The organism is Enterococcus sp. (assembly GCF_032555305.1).
GTDB lineage: Bacteria > Bacillota > Bacilli > Lactobacillales > Enterococcaceae > Enterococcus_A.
On record NZ_JAWGOQ010000013.1, the window covers coordinates 13,514 to 32,402 of the forward strand.

Below are 18,889 nucleotides of genomic sequence, written 5' to 3' on the forward strand. Positions count from 1 at the left end.
AAAAATCGTCTGGCTCGATTTCGAGTCAAACGATTTTTTTTAGCTATTTTTTTGCAGGTCTTCATAAAACGCTGCTTTTGTAGCAGACATATACGGTGCCAACCATAAATAGGCGATTCCTAAAGTCAGGGCTGTCACGAAATACCAGCCGATAAAGGTCACATCCAGCCAGAACAATCGGCCTTTATGTCCATCCATCAATCGGCGACTCGCCGTGATCGTATCCAGTACTTTTGGTTTCTCACCCGTTTGCTGGATGTGATCGTAATAGATGAAAAAGCTTTGCGAATACGCATAGGATTTTACGATCCCTGGAATAACGAACAAGATCATCCATAAAGAAGTAAAGATATTTGTAAGGATCGCTAGTAGGACTACGCCGCCGATAAATACACCTTGGAACCCGCGAAACGCGTCTTTAAACGGTTCGATCCCTGCACGTTCTCCTCTTAATAGATCCAAGTACGTCCAAGAAATTCCGCTCATAAACAATGCGCTAATAATTGACGAGACAAGGCTGGTTCCCCCGCCGCCAGTATTATTTTGCTGATACTCGGTAACAGAAGAAACGATATTGTCTCCTGACCCATTAATAAAAAACCAAATGATACCTGATACTACGATGAAAAAGGTCACAGCCAATCCCAATAATGTCGGAATCAAATTTAATATTACTGCTTGTCCCCATTTGCCTCTCAATGCGGCTTTCGCTTCTGCTTTTAGCTCAGCAGTCGTTTTCATAAAAAATCCCCCTCTCTTTCCCCTCATTTTAGTATATCAGAGCGGACTTAGAAAGCTTTTTGCTGAAACAAAATGAAAGAAGCCTACTCTATTTGATTCAGCATTTGCCAAAAACTAGCAAGTAGACGAGATTGGTATCGGCTTTTACGAACCAGGGCAGAAATATCATTCGTCAGCTTCCAGTCTGCTACCTTGATTTCTTTCAGTTTTCCCAGTGCGATCTCGCCCTTCACTAAGCGATAAGGCAGAACAGACAGTCCAAAACCAGCTTTGACTGCTGAAATGAGTGTCTGGGAATCCACACTTTCCCAGATTGGAAAAAGCTTAAATCCTTGAAGTACCGCCGCTGATTCAAAAGTTTCCCGCACAGCACTCCCTCTTTCCCGCAGCAATAGCGGCTGCTGCAAAAGCTCCGCGAAGCTTAATTTTGCTTGAGTAAATGCCGGCCCAGCAATTACACATAAGCGATAATCTGCAATTTTTTTTGCATCGAAAGAAGGCTGCAGGATATGGCCTTCAATAAAAGCCAAATCCACTTCCCCTGCTTCTAAACGCGCAATTGATTCTGAAGCAGGAAAAACCTGCACATTGAAATGCGCCTCTGGGTATTCCGCATTGAATGTTTGCAGCAGCTGCGGCAACTCGGTCTGTGCGTAAGTAATGCAGGAAGCGATTTTTAACGGCGGTTGTTTGTCCAAATTCGGCAAATGCGCTTCGACAGCCTCAAATTCTTCCAATATCGGCTGTATCTCCCGCAAAAATAATTCGCCAGCCGGTGTCAGCTTGACGCTGCGATGCAGACGCTCGAAAAGCTGCGTACCTGCTTCCTCCTCCAGATCCTTAATTGCATGAGAAACGGCTGATTGGGTCAAAAATAAATGATTTGCTGCTTTAGTAAAATTATTCGTCTTCGCGATCTCACGAAAAATGACGCACTGTTTGAAGTTCATACTAGCTCCTTTATGATGAATTGAATTCATATCTACCTATTAATATTATCATTTCACACATGGCAAACCAAGCCTTATACTAGAAAGATAGTAGTAAGAGAAGAAAGGTTGTTTACATGTCGAAAATCAGATTTTACTCATGGTTAGCCGGGATTAATCTATTCATTAGTACCTTCACCTTTGGCGGCGGCTACGTGGTCGTTCCCATGATCCGAAAATATTTTGTCGAGAAAAAGGGCCTGTTTACCAACGACGAGCTCATCCAAATGGCCGCTGTTGCCCAATCCTCACCCGGTGCCATCGCCATCAATCTAAGTGTATTAGCCGGGAAGAAGGTCGCTGGGACACTCGGGGTCTTCATCAGTGCGATCTGTGCGGTCATCCCGCCGTTAGTGATCATCGGCTTGATCTCAAATTGGTATGCGGCTTTTGCGGCGAATCAAGCCGTCATGGCCGTCTTAAAAGGAATGCAGGCATGTGTGGCAGCGCTGATTATCGATATCGTAATCGATATGTATCAGCTGATCCGCCAAGAAAACTCTAAATTGTTGAGTGCCTTGGTTCCCATCGCATTTATCGGAAATGCCTTTTTCAATCTTAATGTCATTTACATTTTATTATTCAGTGTTGGAATCTGCCTGCTCCATACGTATTTCCAACAAACAAGGGAGGCATGATGATGCAATTATTTTGGACATTTCTAAAAATCGGCTTGTTCAGTATTGGCGGCGGCTATGCCATCATTCCGGTGATTCAGGAACAGGTTGTTCATCAACAAGGTTGGTTAAGCGAACGCGTCTTTAGCGATATTATCACCATTTCCCAGATGACTCCCGGTCCAATCGCCGTGAACACCTCCACCTTTGTGGGGATGCAGATCAATGGAGTCACTGGCGCAATTGTCGCGACTGTTGGTTGTATTTTAGGCGGCGCCGTTATTTCCATTAGTCTATATCAGTTTTTCCAAAAGCATAATGAATCACTTTACGTCTCCACTGCTCTGGAAAGCTTGAAAGCTTCTTCGGTTGGTCTGATCATGTCGGCTGGCTTTACGATCCTGCTGCTGACCTTTTTCGAGACCTCGGAATTCTCCAGCAGTATTCTCTCGCAGTTTGACTGGAAGGCCGCTATTTTATTCGTTGTCTCTCTAGTAATCCTGCGTAAATTCAAACCAAATCCGATCCTTTTGATGTGTTTAGCCGGTGTCGTAGGGTTCTTTATCTATTAAAAGCGCCAGATAAAAATCTCTTAATAAATAACTCTAGCGATCAGACAGCTAGCACAAATAAAAAATGCAATCCGGTTCGATTCTTCTAAACCGGATTGCATTTCTATTTATACTTGAAATACTTTGCAGCTACTCCCAACGGAAGAATCGTAAGCTGAAGATCACTCCTGTCACAGTCACGACCCCTAATACTAGAATGGGAATCCACACCGAATCAAGCGGGCTATTCAAGGAAGCAGCCTTCATCAACTTGATTCCTTGTGTGAGAGGCAGAAAGTCCATCACTGACTGCGCCGTCTTGGGCATGATCTCGTAAGGAATCGTAGCTCCGGAAAAGAACAGCATCGGAAAATACACCAGCGTACATAGCAGGTCTGCTCGCTTTGCGTCTGGTGCGATACTGGCCAGCAACATGCCTAAGCTGTATATCGCCAGCGTGACAAACAGAAAGCACAGTAGGAACAATCCCACATTGCCCGGCATACGATAGCCCCACAGCAACTTGCAAATCACAAATAATGAAGCCAAAGAAATCAGCGACATCACAAAATTAATGACAAATTGCACCAACAATAGCATGATTGGACTAATCGGCGTGACCATATACCGTTTCAAAACTTTTTTAGCGCGATAGTCAGACAACTGCAACGGCATCCCCATTAGGCCCGTAGCACAGATGGAAATAGCCGAAAACGCCCCAAAGGATTCAGCAATCCCGCTATAAACAGATCCGCCATAAACTGTGCCGCTTCTCATCACCAGTCCTATCACGACCGCTACAATAATTGGAAACGCGATCCCGAATACGGGAATATTCATATCCCTGATACAAAGCTTGAACTCCGATTTAAAAATAGTCCTAAAGACTTTCAACTTCTTCCAGCTCCTCTCCTGTGTGCCATAAATAAGCTTCTTCCAACGTACTACAGGGGCTTTGATCGATGATACTTTGTACTGTATCCAAAGCAGTAATCTCTCCTTGCTTCAAAATACAGATTCGATCACAGAGCGCCTGCACCTCATCCATGTAGTGTGAAGTTAAAAAAATGGTGAGTCCGCGACGTTTCAGCTCAGTCAATATTTTCCATACATCCCGCCGAGCCTTCGAATCAAGCCCAGTCGTCAGTTCGTCCAGAAAGACGAAATCCGGATCTGGAATAAGCGCCAGCAAAACAGACAGCTTTTGCCGCTCGCCGCCAGACAGCTCAGCTACTATCCGCTTCTCCATTCCGGCGAGGCCAAACAGTTTCAACAGGTCCCGCCAATCAGCTGGCTTCTCATAAAGCGCCGCTGTCACTTCGCAAATCTCCGATACGCGAATCTTACTATGATACCCAGTCTGCTGAAATTGAACTCCTACTCGTTCAAATACCTGCTTCCGCTCTTCCGCCGGGTCCATCCCCAATAATCGAATCTTTCCAGTATCCGGTTTTCTGACATCCAGTATGCATTCGATTGTGGTTGTTTTCCCCGCGCCGTTATGTCCAAGCAAGCTAAACACCCCTCCTTTTTCCACACGAATGTCCAAATCATGGACTGCCGTCACGCCCTTGTAGCTTTTACTAAGACCCTCTACAATCAATGGTACTTCCATATGATGACCCCCTTCTTATATTCATCATACCGTTGTACCAAATACGTTTCTTGACCCTCCTTGCGAAAATAAAAAATGCCCAAAAGTCGATGAACAACTTTTGAACATATACTATTATTTGACGTTTTAAGACAACAGCGCTTCTTGTTCCCGCTCCTGTTCATAATATTCCAATGCGGTACTAGTTAAGAGATAACCTTCACCCCAAGAAGTTTGAACCGTTTCTCCCGCCACGCCGTCTTTTTTGAAGGCGATGCGCAATTTCTTGATTAGAATCGAAAGCTGCGCTAAACGTGATTTCGTTGCGCCGTCCTTCCACAGACACTCGCATAATTCTTCTCGTGAGATAACTTTGCCATTCGCTTGATAAAGCTGCTCTAACGCACGCCGTTCTAATTTTGATAAGGACAACGAACCAGTCGGAGTAGTTTCATTCCCGTCACTGATCCGACTTCCCACCAATGATAAAATGACTTCCTGTGAGGTTGGACATTTTTCCCACTGACAAAGATTTTCCCGTAGTTCTTCAACAGTCGCCTCCTCGCTGATCCAGCCATGAATTCCTTCTAACTGCTTCTCTGGCTCTCTCTCCAGCTTCCGCAAAATAATCTTTGATTCCGGCAGCAGCGTCAAAAGCTGCTGCAGCTCGTTTTCTGAGATAGTTTCACTGAGAATGATATAGTCGAAATAATTAATCATCGGCAGCCTTTTAGCCTGCTGAGTCATTAAATAGAACATGTTTGAGCAACAAAAGACTTCATAATTCAATCGCTGCAGCTTCGCTTGGAGTTTCTGCTCCACTAAAATATTTTTTGTTAAAAGCAATACAGATCCCATTTTCTTCACCTCTCTTTATCGATCGTTTGATTTACTCATCATCTCGTCGCTGAAATTTTTTCTTAAGTTGTTTGTTCATTTGTTCGGTCATTTTGGTGCTGACACTAAATAGAATGCCCTTTCCGATAAAGAAACCAGCAAGTATTACTACAAAGGCAAAAACCATGGTTTTTGCCGGAACATTCCAGACAAAAAACTGACTGCAGCCGATGAATGCTGAAAAAAGAATGAAAAGATAAGCTACTTGAATCCAAAGAATTCCAAGAAAATCTACCAGCGGATCGATGTAAAAGATGCCGCAGCCAACCCCGGCGATCAAAGAAAAAATCAGGATGGAAAAAACATTTTCGTTCGTTAAATTTGCGCCCGTAAAGAGAGCAAAAACGATACTCAAGGTAAATATGAATGAAAAAATAATCGTTAAATCACGGACAACAACCCATTTATTCATACTCACTCCTCCATCCCTAATTGATTTTTTAAGTTTCGAACATAATTTCTAGAGATAGAAATTTTTTCATCATTCTTCAACTTTACGATCAAACGTCCGTTGAAGGTTGGACTGATTAATTCAATTTTTTCAATATTCAGAATGACCGACTTAGAGACGCGTATATATTGTGTGTCTTTATATTTTTCTTCTAATTGGTAGAGTTTTTCTTTGATCTCAAAGACTTCATCTTTCGTGTATAAAAAAACTTTTTTCTCCACTGCTTCAAAGTAATAAACGTCCTTCAATTTTATCTTTTGCAGATGTTCATCTTTAGTTACCCACAAAAAAGCATTTTTTACCTGCAGAGAATTGATCAAGCGCAGTAAATCATCATCTAATGATTTTACCTTTAGGACGAGTTCTTCCTCTCCTTCGTCAATGATATCCACTTTAATTTTGATAGAAAAAACCTCCCAACCTTACCAGAATATTATACATAAAAAACAAATATAATTGTTTTAATTCCTTTTGTTATTTATTTTATATGAAAAGTCTGTTTGATTGATTTTATCTATCCAAAGGAAATACTGTTGTTTTTTCCCGATCAACACGTATTTCCCTCCTCTTACATCAACCTTTTTCATCAATTCTTCAGAATCCGGCTGTAATACAACAGGTTCACCTGCCTCAAACACAGGCTTATTACTTTTTTTATAACACAGTTTATAATTGTCATTTTCAGTATTAACAATTGAAATAGTATAGCAATGGTGTGCGATGATCTGCTTTTTGATTCGCCGCCAAAATAGATACAGGATACCCAAGAGAGCAAGGATGCCCAAGGCGATCACCAAGAATAATAGCCACTTTTGTTTTTGCTTGAGAGCGGCTAATTCTTGTTTGGCTTTAGCCGGCAGCTTCGTTCGTTCACCTGTCACTAATAAGCGATGGGAATTGACCATATAGGGCGTACAGGTAAGCAGCGTTACTAAATCTTTATCGGGCTCAATTCGCAGCTGCTCGGTTTCTTCCGGTTTGACCACTTGAATTTTTTTCACCTTGTACGCAAAAGTATTCCCGCCTATCTCGATGTAAAAGAGGTCCTTCTTTTTTAACTCGGGCAAATCGCTAAAAAATTTCGCCTTTGACAACCCGCGATGGGCAGAGATTACCGCGTGGGTATTTTTTCCGCCGATCGGATAAGAGGTTCCCTCTAATAAGGAAGATCCTCGTTCAAGAAAAAAATCACTGGTCCGATCGAAAATTGGCAAGCTGACATCGATCTTAGGGATCGAGATAGTGCCAATCGTATGATCCGATAAATAATCAGGATTTTTCGAAAAATCCTTTTCATCCTCTTTGCCGGAAAAAGGATCTCCGCCAGCATTGATACCTTCTAACGCCAGCTTGGCATTTTCTTCTAGCATCATTTTTTGCGAAGCTGCCATATTTTTTTGATCCTCGCGATTGGCTTTTTCCTGCGCGTCCTCAATAATCCGCTGATCAAGATACGACATGACTGTATTTCCCACAAAAGGATAGGCAATGGCCCCAATCCCAAATATCAAAATCAGCATCATGAGGACATCGATGACGATCTTTCTTTGCCATTTTTTCATTGAGCCACTCCCTTTAATACAAAGGCCGAGATTCAAATCACAAGTGATTGATATCCCGGCCTATGATTGATCATTTGTTTGTCTTAATCTTCAGCTGTTTCTTTGTTGCGTAAGAAGTATGCGCCAACCGCTAGGACTGCTACCACACCAACTGCGATAATCGCATAGATGCCGTTGCCGCCAGTACCTGGCAAAGTACCTTTACGTTTGTTCTCTACTTCAGTTTGGACTACGATTGTTGATGTGTAAGTACCATAGTCAACTGTAAATGGAATATCTGCTGTTAATGCTACATAATTATTATTTGGTGCTTTTGTTTCTTCTAACCAATATTGAACTAATTCTTCGCCCACTGTTGCTGGGTGTGACGGGTCACCGATTGAAGAGCTTCCTGGTACTGTTTCTAAAGGTAAAGCTGTTCCACTTGCATCGTGACTCACTGTTCCTTCAAGACCTGAAACAGTGAATAACCCGCCGCCTGCAGAAGTCAAAACTAAAGCGTCTGTCTTAGTTGTTGACCAACGAGAAGGGCTAGTTGGTGTTGCTTTAGCGATCATGTACTCAGTCACGCCATTGTTTTTACGTTTAACGATAAATTCTGCGCCATCTAAAGATGATCCATTGTCTTGGTCAACTTTTTTGAATTGACGTCCGTAAGTAATTACGTTATCGCCTGTCCAAGGTAAGGTTTGTAACCCATTCGTTGGATTATTTTCATATTGTAACGTTGCTTGGTTATCGATCCATGTATCTGGAACTGTATTTTCATCTAAATACATGCGGTATTTGAAGACTAATTTTTTCCCAGCGTAAGCACCAAGTTTTGTAACATCCGGTGTTTGATTTGCCAAACTATCTTTATCATTAAAGAATACGTGGAAGATATTGTCATAACCTGTTTTGATCGGTGTTCCACTTGGATCTGCGACTACTGAGAAGTCCACATCACTGATTGCTGTTAAAGTAACTCCATCTGCTTCTACTACATAAAGTCCTTGATTATCTAAATAGTGCAAGTTTGGTTGTGACTCATCACGTAAGAAGAACTGCGTATAACGATAAACTGGATTCAATGGATCGTTATTTGCTAATCCATCGATGCCTACTGGTACATCAAACGTGATTTTAAATTCGATTGGTTCGCCAACAGTGAAATCATCTTTGATTTCTTTTTCTTTTTCTACATCAATATCATCTGTTTGAACGTTTTTTGGATATAAGAAAATTTCAGAAAGCTTGTCATTGGTAGGTGTTCCATCTGCATTCATCTTGTAGACTGGGAAAATCACTACCATGTTGTCTGCTTTATTTGCATTAGAAACGTTGCTTGGACGAGACGTTTCAACGAATAGATACACAGCATCTTTTTCTACAGAATTTACGTTTACTTTATCTGGCAATGTAAATTTAGTATGACCTGTCGCATCCGTGATTTGCTCGGCAGCTGCTACAGATAGTCCAGCTTCTCCAGCCGCTGCAATCTCATCACGCAAATCATTAACTGACTTAGATGGATCTGCCGCTGCTAGTGTGTAGAATTTTTCTGTTGCATCATAAACCGTGAAACCAACATCTTTTAATGGACGTCCGCCATTATTCGTATGCCAGTCTTCGTCTTTTTCCCCGGTATTTTGAATATCCGTTGGTTTGGTATCATAAGCACCCTTATAAATATTTACATCTACATCCGTTGGTGCCGCTTCAGCTACCAGCCCGCTGCCTAATAATCCAGTAAAGCTGCTTGCCATGAAGATAATAACGCCCAATAATCCCCAAATCTTTCTCTTAATTTTCATGCCTAATACTCCTTTTTCATTTTAATGTATTTATTTTTCTTTCAGAAAAATCAGTTTGATGTTCAAGCCGTATACCATTCCTCTAAGGTGTTAAAGCATCAAGTGGAACTGGCATCCTTTTTCATTTTTCTTAAAATAATCACTGTGAGAACACAGATAAAACCAATAACTAATAAATAAATCGATTGAGTCATCCCGGTTTGCGGCAATCGTCGGTCAGGCAACCGATACGTTAATCGCTCGAATGTCCCTGGTGTACCGTCGTTCGGACTGCCAGTTGGCGGTAATTCCTTATTTTCACCCTTCTTATTAACGATCTTCAGCGGTTCTTTGGTTTCGCCGCTGGCTTCATTAATCTCAAAATCAATAAAGTGATTTTCTGGTAAAAAGTAGCCATCTGGTGCTTTGACCTCTAACAAGGAATAGTTGCCATATTCCATTCCGTCTAGCTCAAAGAACCCTTGCTCGTTTGAGGTCAAAATCAATAGCTCATCCGTGTGTTCATTGCCATACTCGGCTGTGACCCATTCTTTTTTCTTCGTTAGATAAAGCGTGTCCTTATTCGCAACGACAAAGCTTGCATCTTTTAACGCATCGCCGGATTTCTCATCGACTTTCTGGAATTTTTTCTTTCCAATTACGCGATTGTTGTAAACAACTGGCAGCTTATCCTTTTGCGATAAAGCGCCGACTTCGATTCCATTGATTAAGATCAGTTGCCGCTGATCTTGTGGAATCTCCACCGAAATTTTGCGTGCTTGGTCTGATATTTCGTATCCATCAACTGTTGCGACTTCTTCAAACTGATACGTGCCGCTTTTCAGTCCCAGATCGGGGCGGACGATTCCGTCTTGATCAGAAACCATTTTTTTCACACGCTCATCTTTTAAAGGCGAGTCGGTGACATCTTTTTCAGAAAGCCAGTCGCTGACTGAGCCGGCGGTGGTCCTTAAATAGAACTTTTCACCCTTCTCATTCTTCGATAAAACAAAGCTTGCGCCAGCTAACGGTTTCGTCGATCCGTCATCTTCTTTCGCCATTTTGACAAAATAAGGTTCACGAATATACGCTCTGTTTTTGGTATAGACATGTGTTGCACCTGATGCGAATAATTCGCTGTCTAAAACTAAATAGCTGGATAATCCGTCATGATCGACGGGTAAACTATCGCCACTGTCTAATTCGACGATCAGATAGATTTGCTTGTTGCCTGTTTCCAACGAAACGGAAAGCAACCCATCTTCAGTTACATTATTTCCGCTGCTATCAGTAAAGCTGCCCTTTGCTGTTTCTTTGGTTTGAAGGAATTTGATTCCTTGATAACGAGACTGGATAGTTGCAAGTTCTGCATGATTCGGTGTTGCTAACACTTCCAACTCGTTGCGTAGGACGTTGACCTCGTCAGCGATAAATTCTTTGGCTTGATCCAAAGGAGTATTTAAGCTGTTGAGGTAATCACTAACTTCAAAGATGGCAAAGGTCGAACCGTTGACGCCATATGAATCCTTCAACAGATCCGCATTCCCCAGCTCGCCGCTTTGATTGATTTGGCTAGGTGCTTCTTGATTTACAAATAATCGTTTATGGAGATGGACCTGTGATTCGGCTGCGTTCGTTGATTGAGTCCAGAAAAGACCAACCAGGCAGACCATCAACAGAGAAAAAATATGCTTCATTTTCATCGTCCATCACCTGCCTTTTTTTGCTTGAATTGTTCATTCGCAAAATAGAGGAGCACGATCATCAAGGAAACGACTGCCATTCCAATAATCAATGAATGACCATTGCCGCCAGTTTCAGGCATTGTGCCCTTCGGATGATTTTCAACCGTTACGATATTTGCTGAAGCTAATTGCCCGCCGGTGATCGTGAATGTTACGGGTTTAGAAAGCTGTACATAGCCAGTCGGTGCTTGGGTTTCTACAAAATAGAAGGTTCCTTCCGGCATGCCAGTAATCACTAATTCCCCTGCTGGTGTCACGACATTTTCTAATTGGAAATTCCAAGTCGAGCCCGTTTTGACCGCCTTGTAGGTTCCTTTATCATTTGTTCCATCGCCAACTTCCAATTCTTCCGGAGCAAAGAAAGTCGTACCTGCACTACCAGTAGCTACTTTAAATTTCGCGCCCTTCAAGTTCTTATCATTCGTGGCATCTTTCTTCTCCAGCGTTACGCCGCCTTCTGCACGATCATTGGTTATATCATAGGTAATCGTTACACCCTCATCAGTAATCTCGCTGACAGCGGTCTTGCCGTCACCGACAATTTTGTACCCATCTGGTGCTTTGGTTTCCAACAGGTAGTACTTCCCTAAAGGCAACCCGGTGATGTTGATCTCGCCTTTCGTCCCAGTACTTTCAATAAATTCATATTTTTTGCTGGTCGTATTGTATTTGTACTCATAGTCCTTACCAGTAACAAATTTCGTCCCCATTTTGGTTTCCGAAGTATCTGGATTGACTAAATACAATTCAAATTCAGCACCATTTAACAGTTCGTTATCCGGATTCTTTTTCGTCAGTTTCAGCTTGCCGGCTTTTTGTCGATTCTCTCTCGTTACACTGACCTCGTCACCATCAGCGGTGATTTCAGCTGAATCAGACTTGCCATTGTCGTCATACGTATAACCGTCTGGTGCTGCTTCCTCTTGGAAATAATACTCATCAATTGGCAACCCTGAGACAGTGATTTCTCCTTTTATACCAGTTGATCCGCCATCTTCTACCAATTCATAAGCTTTACTTGTATCGTTGTATTGATACTTATAATTTTTACCCGTTTCCAATAAAACCTGCGGTGTAACCAGCTCACTGCCATCTTTCTTGCGCAGAGTGAACTTGGCGCCATTCAGTTTTTCGCCAGTATCCGCATCTTTTTTGACTAAGGTAATTTTCCCTTTTGCCAGCACATTGTAGGCACTTACCGCAACGCCTTCTGCGGCGCTTTTATCGATCGTAAAATAATATTTACCAGACTCATTTTTTCCATCTGGTGGAACGATCTCCAACTTATCCGTGTATCCTGGATTAGGATTGTTCAGCTCGACCAAACAATAATTTCCATCTGTCAAATTCTCGTAAAGCAAGACACCGTTGCTATCTGTTTTCTTCTTTCCACCTGTAATCGCGACATAGGTATTTGAACCAGGGGTAGTTTCTTTTCTTAACTCAAATTCGACATTTTTTAGGATAACTTGAGTGTCCTTATCCATCTTCTTCAAACGGAACGTGGTCGGCGGCACACGGGTTGCACCACCACCCCAGTTACTGACAGTGACTTTGCTTGCATCACTCTCTTCACCAGTAGAATTAGTTTCCCAGTAGACTGTTGCTTTGTTCTCGATGATTGATCCTTCACCTAGAGTGGTTTTAGCGTAAATTCGAGCAACAATATTGAAAGGATAGTTATCGTAGGTCTGCCCGCTATCATGACTAAAATATTTCTCGTAGGCTTCTTTGGTTTTATCCCCACGTGACGCACTCATTTTTCCGCTATCCACAGCTGCTTGGATAATATCCCAAATCCGTTCTTTGGCATCTTTCGTTCCATTACCGAATAGAAGCAACCCATTACTTTTATCATTAGTCAGATTCGGTAAATCTTTGAAGTTCATAATTAATTTGTTCCCAGAAGTCACGCCGTAACAGGGATAATTATTACTTTCAATCAACGCTTCAAACTCACTATCAGATTCAGCACCTTGTGTCAGTAGTTTCAGAGGCATCGTAGTTGGTGCATTGTCTTGTCCCACCATTTGCACTTGTCCAATTGGATCCTTCGTCATTTCGCCATTATCATTCACAGCATAAATGTTCATATAGATACTATAGCTGGACAAGGTGAGGGATGAATCGAGCTGATCTTTCAAGACAACTTTTTGGTACAAAGTAGGTGTATCACCTTCAAGTGCCTTTTTGTAGTTATCCATCATAAGCGGCATATTCCAATAAACTTCATTACTATTGTTTGTGGCAGAACCGTTTTTGGTGATCGTTTTTTGATCACCGATCGGTGTATCAGAGATAGATTCAGATGGCTTTGGATCAATCACAATCGGATAACTTCCACTTTGATTGTCACCAATTGAACCACTGCTGTCTTCCTTACTCGCGGTCCCAAAAGCAGTTGCATAGCAGTCGTCCAATCCATTCCAGCCCGTTTCGACGACCTCATTAAAAGTAATTTTTAAACGTTTTTTTGTACCTGTCGTTTCTAACGTTATTTCACCAATTTTATCGCCACCGCTCTCATAAAATGGAACGCTGTTGCTGACTGTAGAAAAATTGAAATATTCTTCCGGTAGTTCAATAAAAATGAAATCATCCTTTTTCAAATTCACACTGGAGTCAACTGTAAACGTATAATCAAAGTAGACACCATCACCGACCTTGATTGTCGGTTGTGGACTTTGTACTACCGTGTCCTTCACGATGTAAATGTTTTCACTACTGTTTCTCTTGATATAAATATTGTTTAACAACATATCAGTAATTAAAGTTGTTTTGTCACTTCCAGAAAGTGGTGTGATGCCCCCACCTAAGGGTTTTATTGTCTGACTGCTTTCACTCGTCTTCTTTTTGGTGGTACTTTTCTTACTCGTTGTTTCTTTGGTTGGCTGCTCTTGCTTCAGAGCCAGATAAAATTCGTACGCGTTAAAGAAATTCAATGTTACCTGCGACTGCGAACGTACCTGATCAGCTAACTTAAAGTCAAAACTCACTCCTTCAACCGAAGCCTGTTGGTTGCTTTCATTAGTGATCTTTAGTTGATTATCTTCAATTAAGACAGTGACATCTTCGTGTTGATAAAGCTTCTGATCATTTGTCGTGATTTCTGCTGGAAGTCCGTAAGTGCCCTCTTCGTTTTCCCCAATGACCAGATCAAATTGCGCAACAATTGAAGTATCTAGCTCTACTTCTTGCGAAAGACCTTTCCCTTCAAGATCCGTCAGCTGTAGATTCTTTACAAAAGGTTCTTCTGACGGCTGCAGGTTCTCAGCGATCGTTTGAAGCGGAAAACTAGATAAGACGATCAGCAGGATTGAAAGTATCGCCCACCAATGGCTTTTGTATTTGTTCATGATACCCTCCTTTCCCTTATGACTTTTCTAACCCCTTTTTCCATTGATCCCCTCCACTCCATCTTTTGATGTACTTATTTCCCAAGCAAAATTTAAGTAAATAATTATGTTCATTCATTATTATGATTACTTAAACTTATGGGCTTATAAAATAAATACAGAAAATCATTTTAAAATCATTTTTATTATATTCATACTATTTTTATAAGACAATATTTCCGGAATAAGATGCGTTTAATTAGAACAAGAGGTTAAAATTAAGTCATAAAACTCATTCTTTCGTGCGAAAATTAAGATAATAATCTAAAAATATTATTCAAAACTCTAAAAATATTTTTAGATGGATTAATTTTTAATTACTTTAATACAATTAAAGAAGTCCCCAGTTTTCTCAAATATATATAAACAAGATAATAGGAAATAAATATATTTTTATGCGCAAAAAAGAAGCCGTATCCTTCCACTTGGATACGACTTCGTGATTAGAGCTTTTCCCATTCTCCTGATTCTCGATAGCTGTCCGCATAGGCTTCAGCCTGTTCAACGATTTCCTGGTCATAATGACAATAGGCCAACAGTTTGATCGCATTGCTACCAGTCGTCACACCCTCTCGCAAGGTATAATCGAACAAAATATCATCCGCTGTGATCACTTCTCGGAAATGATAATTTTCATAGCGGGTACCTAAAATCTGACTCAGCTCCACATCATGAGTCGCTAAGCAAATAAAGCAATTCAGCTCGGCGAACTTTTTCAGAATGATCGAAGCGGCAGCGATTCGTTCGATCATGTTGGTTCCTTTAAACATTTCATCCATGAAGATCATGGCGTAGTCATTGGATTCTGCGATCTTTATCAAACGCTTCAATGATTTTATTTCCGCCATATAAAAACTGTCTCCAGTAACAATGTCATCCTTCAAATTCATCGAACTATAAACGTGACAAGGTTTAAAAGTGTAACTTTTCGCCAGACACGTATTGAAGAGCTGTCCGAAGATCGTATTTATCGCTAACGTTCGAGCAAACGTTGATTTTCCGCTGGCATTTGAACCTGTGATCAATATCTTATTTCCAATACTGCGGGAATTAGGAACGGGCTCTCTCAATAGCGGGTGGATGATTTCCTCAAAAGTCACCTCATTTGTATCGCTGAAATACGGCTGACAATAATAAGGCAAGCTTTCCCGATAGGAAGCTAGAGAAATACACAATTCGACATACCCAATCGTCTCATATAATTTCAATGCCTCCTTGCGATATTTCTGAAACATTCGGACCATCGCATAATACGCATAGCCATACAAAGAAAAGTACGAAGTAATGATCATCATCAGGCTATTGGATGAGCCAGAAACTTGAACAAGATAATCCGCTAATCCCGTGATATTTTTGAAGACCTTTAGATTCTTACGCAATTGTTCCGTTTCTGCTTTAAAAGCAGGCAAATCGAGCTTCACCATCACCTTAGCAGCCCGAACCATTCTGGTAAACATCCCCATCGCTTCAAAGGCTTGATAGATTTTCCGCAAAACAATCGAAAACAAAATCAATCCCAAGCAAAAGCTCAAACAAACGGCCAAGACACCATAATCAATATCGATCGCCAGCCAAATCAAACTCCCGACCCCGATCACTGTTACTAAAACAATCGGCAGCATCGAGATTTTTGGAAACTTGCTGGGCTCTAATAATAAATCAACCAATTGATTATTCGTCTTCCGTCCAATGCGATAAAAAGCAAATTGCAGCCGTTCACGTGCCTCAGCACTCTCACTCATGCACTGAACAGCTTCTTCAAAATGAGCCAAATCTGGATTTTTCTGTTTTCTGAAGAAATAATAGCTATATTCATCACCAATGCTGGACTGTGTATTTTTTATCTGTTTGAAGATCTGATCCATATTCAGATCATTAAAGGTGATATCATCAATCGCCGACTCGTCTGTTTTCTTGTGCTGATAATACTTTTTCATACTGGCATAGTCCCGTTCATCCAACTTCCATTCAGGCTGCTTGCCGTATTCCTCCTTGATTCTCGCTTTGATTTTTAGATTCCGGCGATACAAGAAGTAAAAATAAAATAGAAAGAAAATCCCAACAATCCCTAAAGCAATTCCGTAATACCCGATAACTCCCAATAACTTACCCTCGCATTCCTTTTAGAATATCTTACCATTCAAACCGTGTAATCAAAATCCGTCCTCAACAGAATTTTGCTCACGCAGCTAGCTCAGAGGTATGGTATTCATTTCTCGTTTCGCATACGATTTCACTAAAGCGCTCAGCACCTTGGATCACTTAAATTTCTAGTAAAATTAGACTGCGGTAGATACTGCGAAAAGTGAAACTCGCAAAAAGACCAATCATTTTCTGACTGGTCTCAGCTTATCAGTTATATCGCCATCGCAACTGGCTTAAAGCCCTCTAAACCAATGATCACAAACGGCGAACCCTTCTTGATCGCAGCTTCCTTGCACTTTATCCGAATCCTCTTGCCATCAACGATTCCCTGACCTTTGTAAGAAATATCCGTGGCGGCTACGCCGATCTCCCAAAGTAATTTTTGTTCCTTGCGATCTCTCAACACAGCGATCGAATACCGTTCGATAGTCATCAGCACACCGAGTAAAATGATCAAAAAAATTTTCAATTGGATAGTTCCAACTGCTGGCACGATCGCGATGGCGAGGATCAGTCCGCTATTCACAAGACCGCCGCCGTCCCAATTATCGGCCCACGCATAAAACAGCGAAGCATCCGTATATTTTTCAAGAAAGCAGATAAAAAATCCAGCTAACGCAAGGATTCCGGCAATACCGTAAAGAATAAATACGGGTGCAGAGTTCGTGATTAGGCTGCCGCCCCACAGGAAAGGAACCAAATTCAACCCCACTGCCCACACAAGATAATAAATCGTCATTCCCCACTCGATCCCTGTGCGATGGACTTGATTCAATTTAGTCCCAATACTAATTGGATCGCCTAGCTGGTTCAACGCTTCCTCTGCGGCTTCTTCTTCACTGAAACCTCGGCTGACCAAAGCTGCTTTATGATCTTCAATATGCTCCTCGTATTCGCGAATGATTTCTTTGCGAGCACTGGTCACTTTGATACATTTCGCAAGCGTTCGTAAATATTCATTAGTGTCCATAACTCACACCACCTAAAATATCTGAAACGGTGCTGGAGTATGTATCCCATTCTTTGATTTTGGCTTCTAAGTAGAGTTTCCCTGTTTTGGTCAATTGATAATATTTGCGCTTTTTGCCATTCACTTCATTCTCATAGCTTTTAAGATATTTCGTCTTTACTAATTGGTGCAGGAGTGGATACAAGGTGCCGGTCTTCAACTCGAAAACATTTTGAGAACGCAGGGCTAAAAGCTCGATCATTTCATACCCATACATATCCCTTTCAGAGAGCAAACTTAAAATCAACATCGTCGTACTGCCAGAAACCAAACCTTTGTCGATCATCATTTCCACCTCCATATGTAGATTATCTACCTATATTATATGTCGATGATCTACATATGTCAAAGGACTCTTACTCTTTCTTAAATTTATACTTTTATTACGTTGTTCGCCGAAATCCGTGCCAAAAAATAGACCACAGATTTTAAAATCTGTGGCCTGTTTTACCTTATAAATTAAACATCTTTCGAATGGCGTTCACCAACTTGGAACTCAGCGGCATGCTCAAACATATAGCGAACGGTGATAGGTGTATCGCCAGTCAGTTTTTCAAAATCATCGGTATGCTCCGCCATCTTATTTTCACGAATCGCTTGAGCAAAAGTGACCATCCCTTCAGAAGAGAATGGCGCTTCGGAATCTTCCTTGAACGTTCCTTCAGTCGTGCGTGGAACCCCCATCGCATCGAATACCGCATAATTTTCTTCATCTGAGATTTCTTTATAACTAACTTTATTGCCAGTAACGTCATTCCCCACAGCAATAAAATCACTGATTGTCATCAAATCTTTTCCATTGATATTCAAAATTTGATGATGCAATGCTTCATTGATTAAGGCATACGCGACAGCTTTGGCACAATCCTTTCTAGAAATATACGCCATCTTCCCTTCACCTTGACTGTTAGTCAACACACCATCGCCTTTTACATAGGTGAAGTAATTTGTAACCATTGCTTCAGCATATTGGGAGTTGCGCAAGAAGATATAATCAAGTCCGCTTTCTTGGATATACTTTTCCGTAAATGCATGATCTATTTTTTCAATACTAGGATTTTCAGGGTCAGCCGCATTGACCAGCGAAGTATAAATAATCTTTTTCACTCCCGCTGCTTTCGCTGCGTCAACCACATTTTTATGAGCGGCTTGCCGTTTTGCACCCACAAAAGGCATTGAAATAAGTGCTAAGGTTTCTCCCCCAGCAAATTTTTCAGTTAATCCTTCCAGATGATTAAAATTCGTTTCACGTGTCTCTACTCCCTGTGATGAAAATCGCTCTAAAGAAGCTGGATCATATCCGCAAAAAACCAAACGGTTCTTTTCTGCCATTTCCAATAGATACTCGGCTGCCTGTCCGCCTAGGTTGCCATCTACGCCTGTCAAAATCAATTTATTCATTGAATAAGCCTCCTCAT

17 protein-coding genes are annotated in these 18,889 nt (G+C 41.4%); 2 read left to right on the top strand and 15 right to left on the bottom strand.

Annotation, left to right across the window (positions count from 1 at the left end; all coding sequences use genetic code 11):
• Positions 1-39: 39 nt before the first annotated feature.
• Both E6139_RS10955 and E6139_RS10960 read right to left on the bottom strand, forming a co-directional pair.
• On the bottom strand, positions 40-741 hold the full coding sequence (locus tag E6139_RS10955; RefSeq protein WP_316403113.1) for a DUF975 family protein: 702 nt from the start codon (positions 739-741) through the stop codon (positions 40-42).
• Between the two features lie 83 nt (positions 742-824).
• A complete protein-coding gene (locus E6139_RS10960; protein WP_316403114.1) occupies positions 825-1,691 on the bottom strand; it encodes a LysR family transcriptional regulator in 867 nt (288 codons plus the stop codon).
• A gap of 116 nt (positions 1,692-1,807) precedes the next feature.
• Here E6139_RS10960 and E6139_RS10965 point away from each other — a divergent pair, with 116 nt between their 5' ends.
• Positions 1,808-2,368: a chromate transporter gene (locus E6139_RS10965; RefSeq protein ID WP_316403115.1), complete on the top strand. Its 561-nt coding sequence runs from the start codon at positions 1,808-1,810 to the stop codon at positions 2,366-2,368.
• Positions 2,369-2,370: 2 nt separating this feature from the next.
• Entirely contained in the window at positions 2,371-2,919 is a 549-nt protein-coding gene (locus E6139_RS10970) for a chromate transporter (RefSeq protein ID WP_316403116.1), read from the top strand.
• Positions 2,920-3,048: 129 nt separating this feature from the next.
• Here E6139_RS10970 and E6139_RS10975 read toward each other — a convergent pair whose 3' ends face one another.
• From E6139_RS10975 to E6139_RS11035, 13 genes are all read right to left on the bottom strand, one after another.
• Complete coding sequence (locus E6139_RS10975) at positions 3,049-3,792, bottom strand: ABC transporter permease (RefSeq protein ID WP_316403117.1); 744 nt, start codon at positions 3,790-3,792, stop codon at positions 3,049-3,051.
• Positions 3,779-4,513: an ABC transporter ATP-binding protein gene (locus tag E6139_RS10980; protein WP_316403118.1), complete on the bottom strand. Its 735-nt coding sequence runs from the start codon at positions 4,511-4,513 to the stop codon at positions 3,779-3,781. Before E6139_RS10980 ends, E6139_RS10975 begins: the two co-directional genes overlap by 14 nt.
• A gap of 126 nt (positions 4,514-4,639) precedes the next feature.
• Positions 4,640-5,350 carry a helix-turn-helix domain-containing protein gene (locus tag E6139_RS10985; RefSeq protein WP_316403119.1) on the bottom strand — a complete coding sequence of 237 codons (711 nt, stop codon included), beginning with the start codon at positions 5,348-5,350 and terminating at the stop codon, positions 4,640-4,642.
• A gap of 31 nt (positions 5,351-5,381) precedes the next feature.
• Positions 5,382-5,801 carry a hypothetical protein gene (locus tag E6139_RS10990; protein WP_316403120.1) on the bottom strand — a complete coding sequence of 140 codons (420 nt, stop codon included), beginning with the start codon at positions 5,799-5,801 and terminating at the stop codon, positions 5,382-5,384.
• 2 nt (positions 5,802-5,803) lie between these two features.
• Positions 5,804-6,232: a LytTR family DNA-binding domain-containing protein gene (locus E6139_RS10995; protein ID WP_316403121.1), complete on the bottom strand. Its 429-nt coding sequence runs from the start codon at positions 6,230-6,232 to the stop codon at positions 5,804-5,806.
• Between the two features lie 69 nt (positions 6,233-6,301).
• Positions 6,302-7,402, bottom strand: coding sequence for a class C sortase (locus E6139_RS11000; protein WP_316403122.1), 1,101 nt, complete (start codon positions 7,400-7,402; stop codon positions 6,302-6,304).
• An 83-nt stretch (positions 7,403-7,485) separates the two neighbouring features.
• Positions 7,486-9,198 carry a SpaH/EbpB family LPXTG-anchored major pilin gene (locus E6139_RS11005; RefSeq protein ID WP_316403123.1) on the bottom strand — a complete coding sequence of 571 codons (1,713 nt, stop codon included), beginning with the start codon at positions 9,196-9,198 and terminating at the stop codon, positions 7,486-7,488.
• Between the two features lie 98 nt (positions 9,199-9,296).
• Positions 9,297-10,880 (bottom strand): SpaA isopeptide-forming pilin-related protein, encoded by a 1,584-nt coding sequence (locus E6139_RS11010; protein WP_316403124.1) that lies wholly within the window; start codon positions 10,878-10,880, stop codon positions 9,297-9,299.
• Positions 10,877-14,278 (bottom strand): collagen binding domain-containing protein, encoded by a 3,402-nt coding sequence (locus E6139_RS11015; RefSeq protein WP_316403125.1) that lies wholly within the window; start codon positions 14,276-14,278, stop codon positions 10,877-10,879. Before E6139_RS11015 ends, E6139_RS11010 begins: the two co-directional genes overlap by 4 nt.
• 482 nt (positions 14,279-14,760) lie before the next feature.
• Positions 14,761-16,419, bottom strand: a complete 1,659-nt coding sequence (locus E6139_RS11020) for a MutS-related protein (protein ID WP_316403126.1) — start codon at positions 16,417-16,419, stop codon at positions 14,761-14,763.
• Between the two features lie 254 nt (positions 16,420-16,673).
• On the bottom strand, positions 16,674-17,432 hold the full coding sequence (locus tag E6139_RS11025; RefSeq protein WP_316403127.1) for a permease prefix domain 1-containing protein: 759 nt from the start codon (positions 17,430-17,432) through the stop codon (positions 16,674-16,676).
• Positions 17,422-17,760, bottom strand: a complete 339-nt coding sequence (locus E6139_RS11030; protein ID WP_316403128.1) for a PadR family transcriptional regulator — start codon at positions 17,758-17,760, stop codon at positions 17,422-17,424. The genes E6139_RS11025 and E6139_RS11030 overlap by 11 nt, the downstream gene beginning before the upstream one ends.
• Positions 17,761-17,930: 170 nt before the next feature.
• A complete protein-coding gene (locus E6139_RS11035) occupies positions 17,931-18,872 on the bottom strand; it encodes an NAD(P)H-binding protein (RefSeq protein ID WP_316403129.1) in 942 nt (313 codons plus the stop codon).
• Between the last annotated feature and the right edge of the window lie 17 nt (positions 18,873-18,889).

What these genes read in the sequence shown, in the direction of transcription:
- E6139_RS10990 (WP_316403120.1), bottom strand. Translation starts at nt 5,801, where the DNA reads ATGAATAAATGGGTTGTTGTCCGTGATTTAACGATTATTTTTTCATTC.
- E6139_RS11010 (WP_316403124.1), bottom strand. Translation starts at nt 10,880, where the DNA reads ATGAAAATGAAGCATATTTTTTCTCTGTTGATGGTCTGCCTGGTTGGT.
- E6139_RS11035 (WP_316403129.1), bottom strand. Translation starts at nt 18,872, where the DNA reads ATGAATAAATTGATTTTGACAGGCGTAGATGGCAACCTAGGCGGACAG.
- E6139_RS10965 (WP_316403115.1), top strand. Translation starts at nt 1,808, where the DNA reads ATGTCGAAAATCAGATTTTACTCATGGTTAGCCGGGATTAATCTATTC.
- E6139_RS11000 (WP_316403122.1), bottom strand. Translation starts at nt 7,402, where the DNA reads ATGAAAAAATGGCAAAGAAAGATCGTCATCGATGTCCTCATGATGCTG.
- E6139_RS11015 (WP_316403125.1), bottom strand. Translation starts at nt 14,278, where the DNA reads ATGAACAAATACAAAAGCCATTGGTGGGCGATACTTTCAATCCTGCTG.
- E6139_RS11030 (WP_316403128.1), bottom strand. Translation starts at nt 17,760, where the DNA reads ATGATGATCGACAAAGGTTTGGTTTCTGGCAGTACGACGATGTTGATT.
- E6139_RS10985 (WP_316403119.1), bottom strand. Translation starts at nt 5,350, where the DNA reads ATGGGATCTGTATTGCTTTTAACAAAAAATATTTTAGTGGAGCAGAAA.
- E6139_RS11025 (WP_316403127.1), bottom strand. Translation starts at nt 17,432, where the DNA reads ATGGACACTAATGAATATTTACGAACGCTTGCGAAATGTATCAAAGTG.
- E6139_RS11005 (WP_316403123.1), bottom strand. Translation starts at nt 9,198, where the DNA reads ATGAAAATTAAGAGAAAGATTTGGGGATTATTGGGCGTTATTATCTTC.
- E6139_RS10955 (WP_316403113.1), bottom strand. Translation starts at nt 741, where the DNA reads ATGAAAACGACTGCTGAGCTAAAAGCAGAAGCGAAAGCCGCATTGAGA.
- E6139_RS10970 (WP_316403116.1), top strand. Translation starts at nt 2,371, where the DNA reads ATGCAATTATTTTGGACATTTCTAAAAATCGGCTTGTTCAGTATTGGC.
- E6139_RS10980 (WP_316403118.1), bottom strand. Translation starts at nt 4,513, where the DNA reads ATGGAAGTACCATTGATTGTAGAGGGTCTTAGTAAAAGCTACAAGGGC.
- E6139_RS10960 (WP_316403114.1), bottom strand. Translation starts at nt 1,691, where the DNA reads ATGAACTTCAAACAGTGCGTCATTTTTCGTGAGATCGCGAAGACGAAT.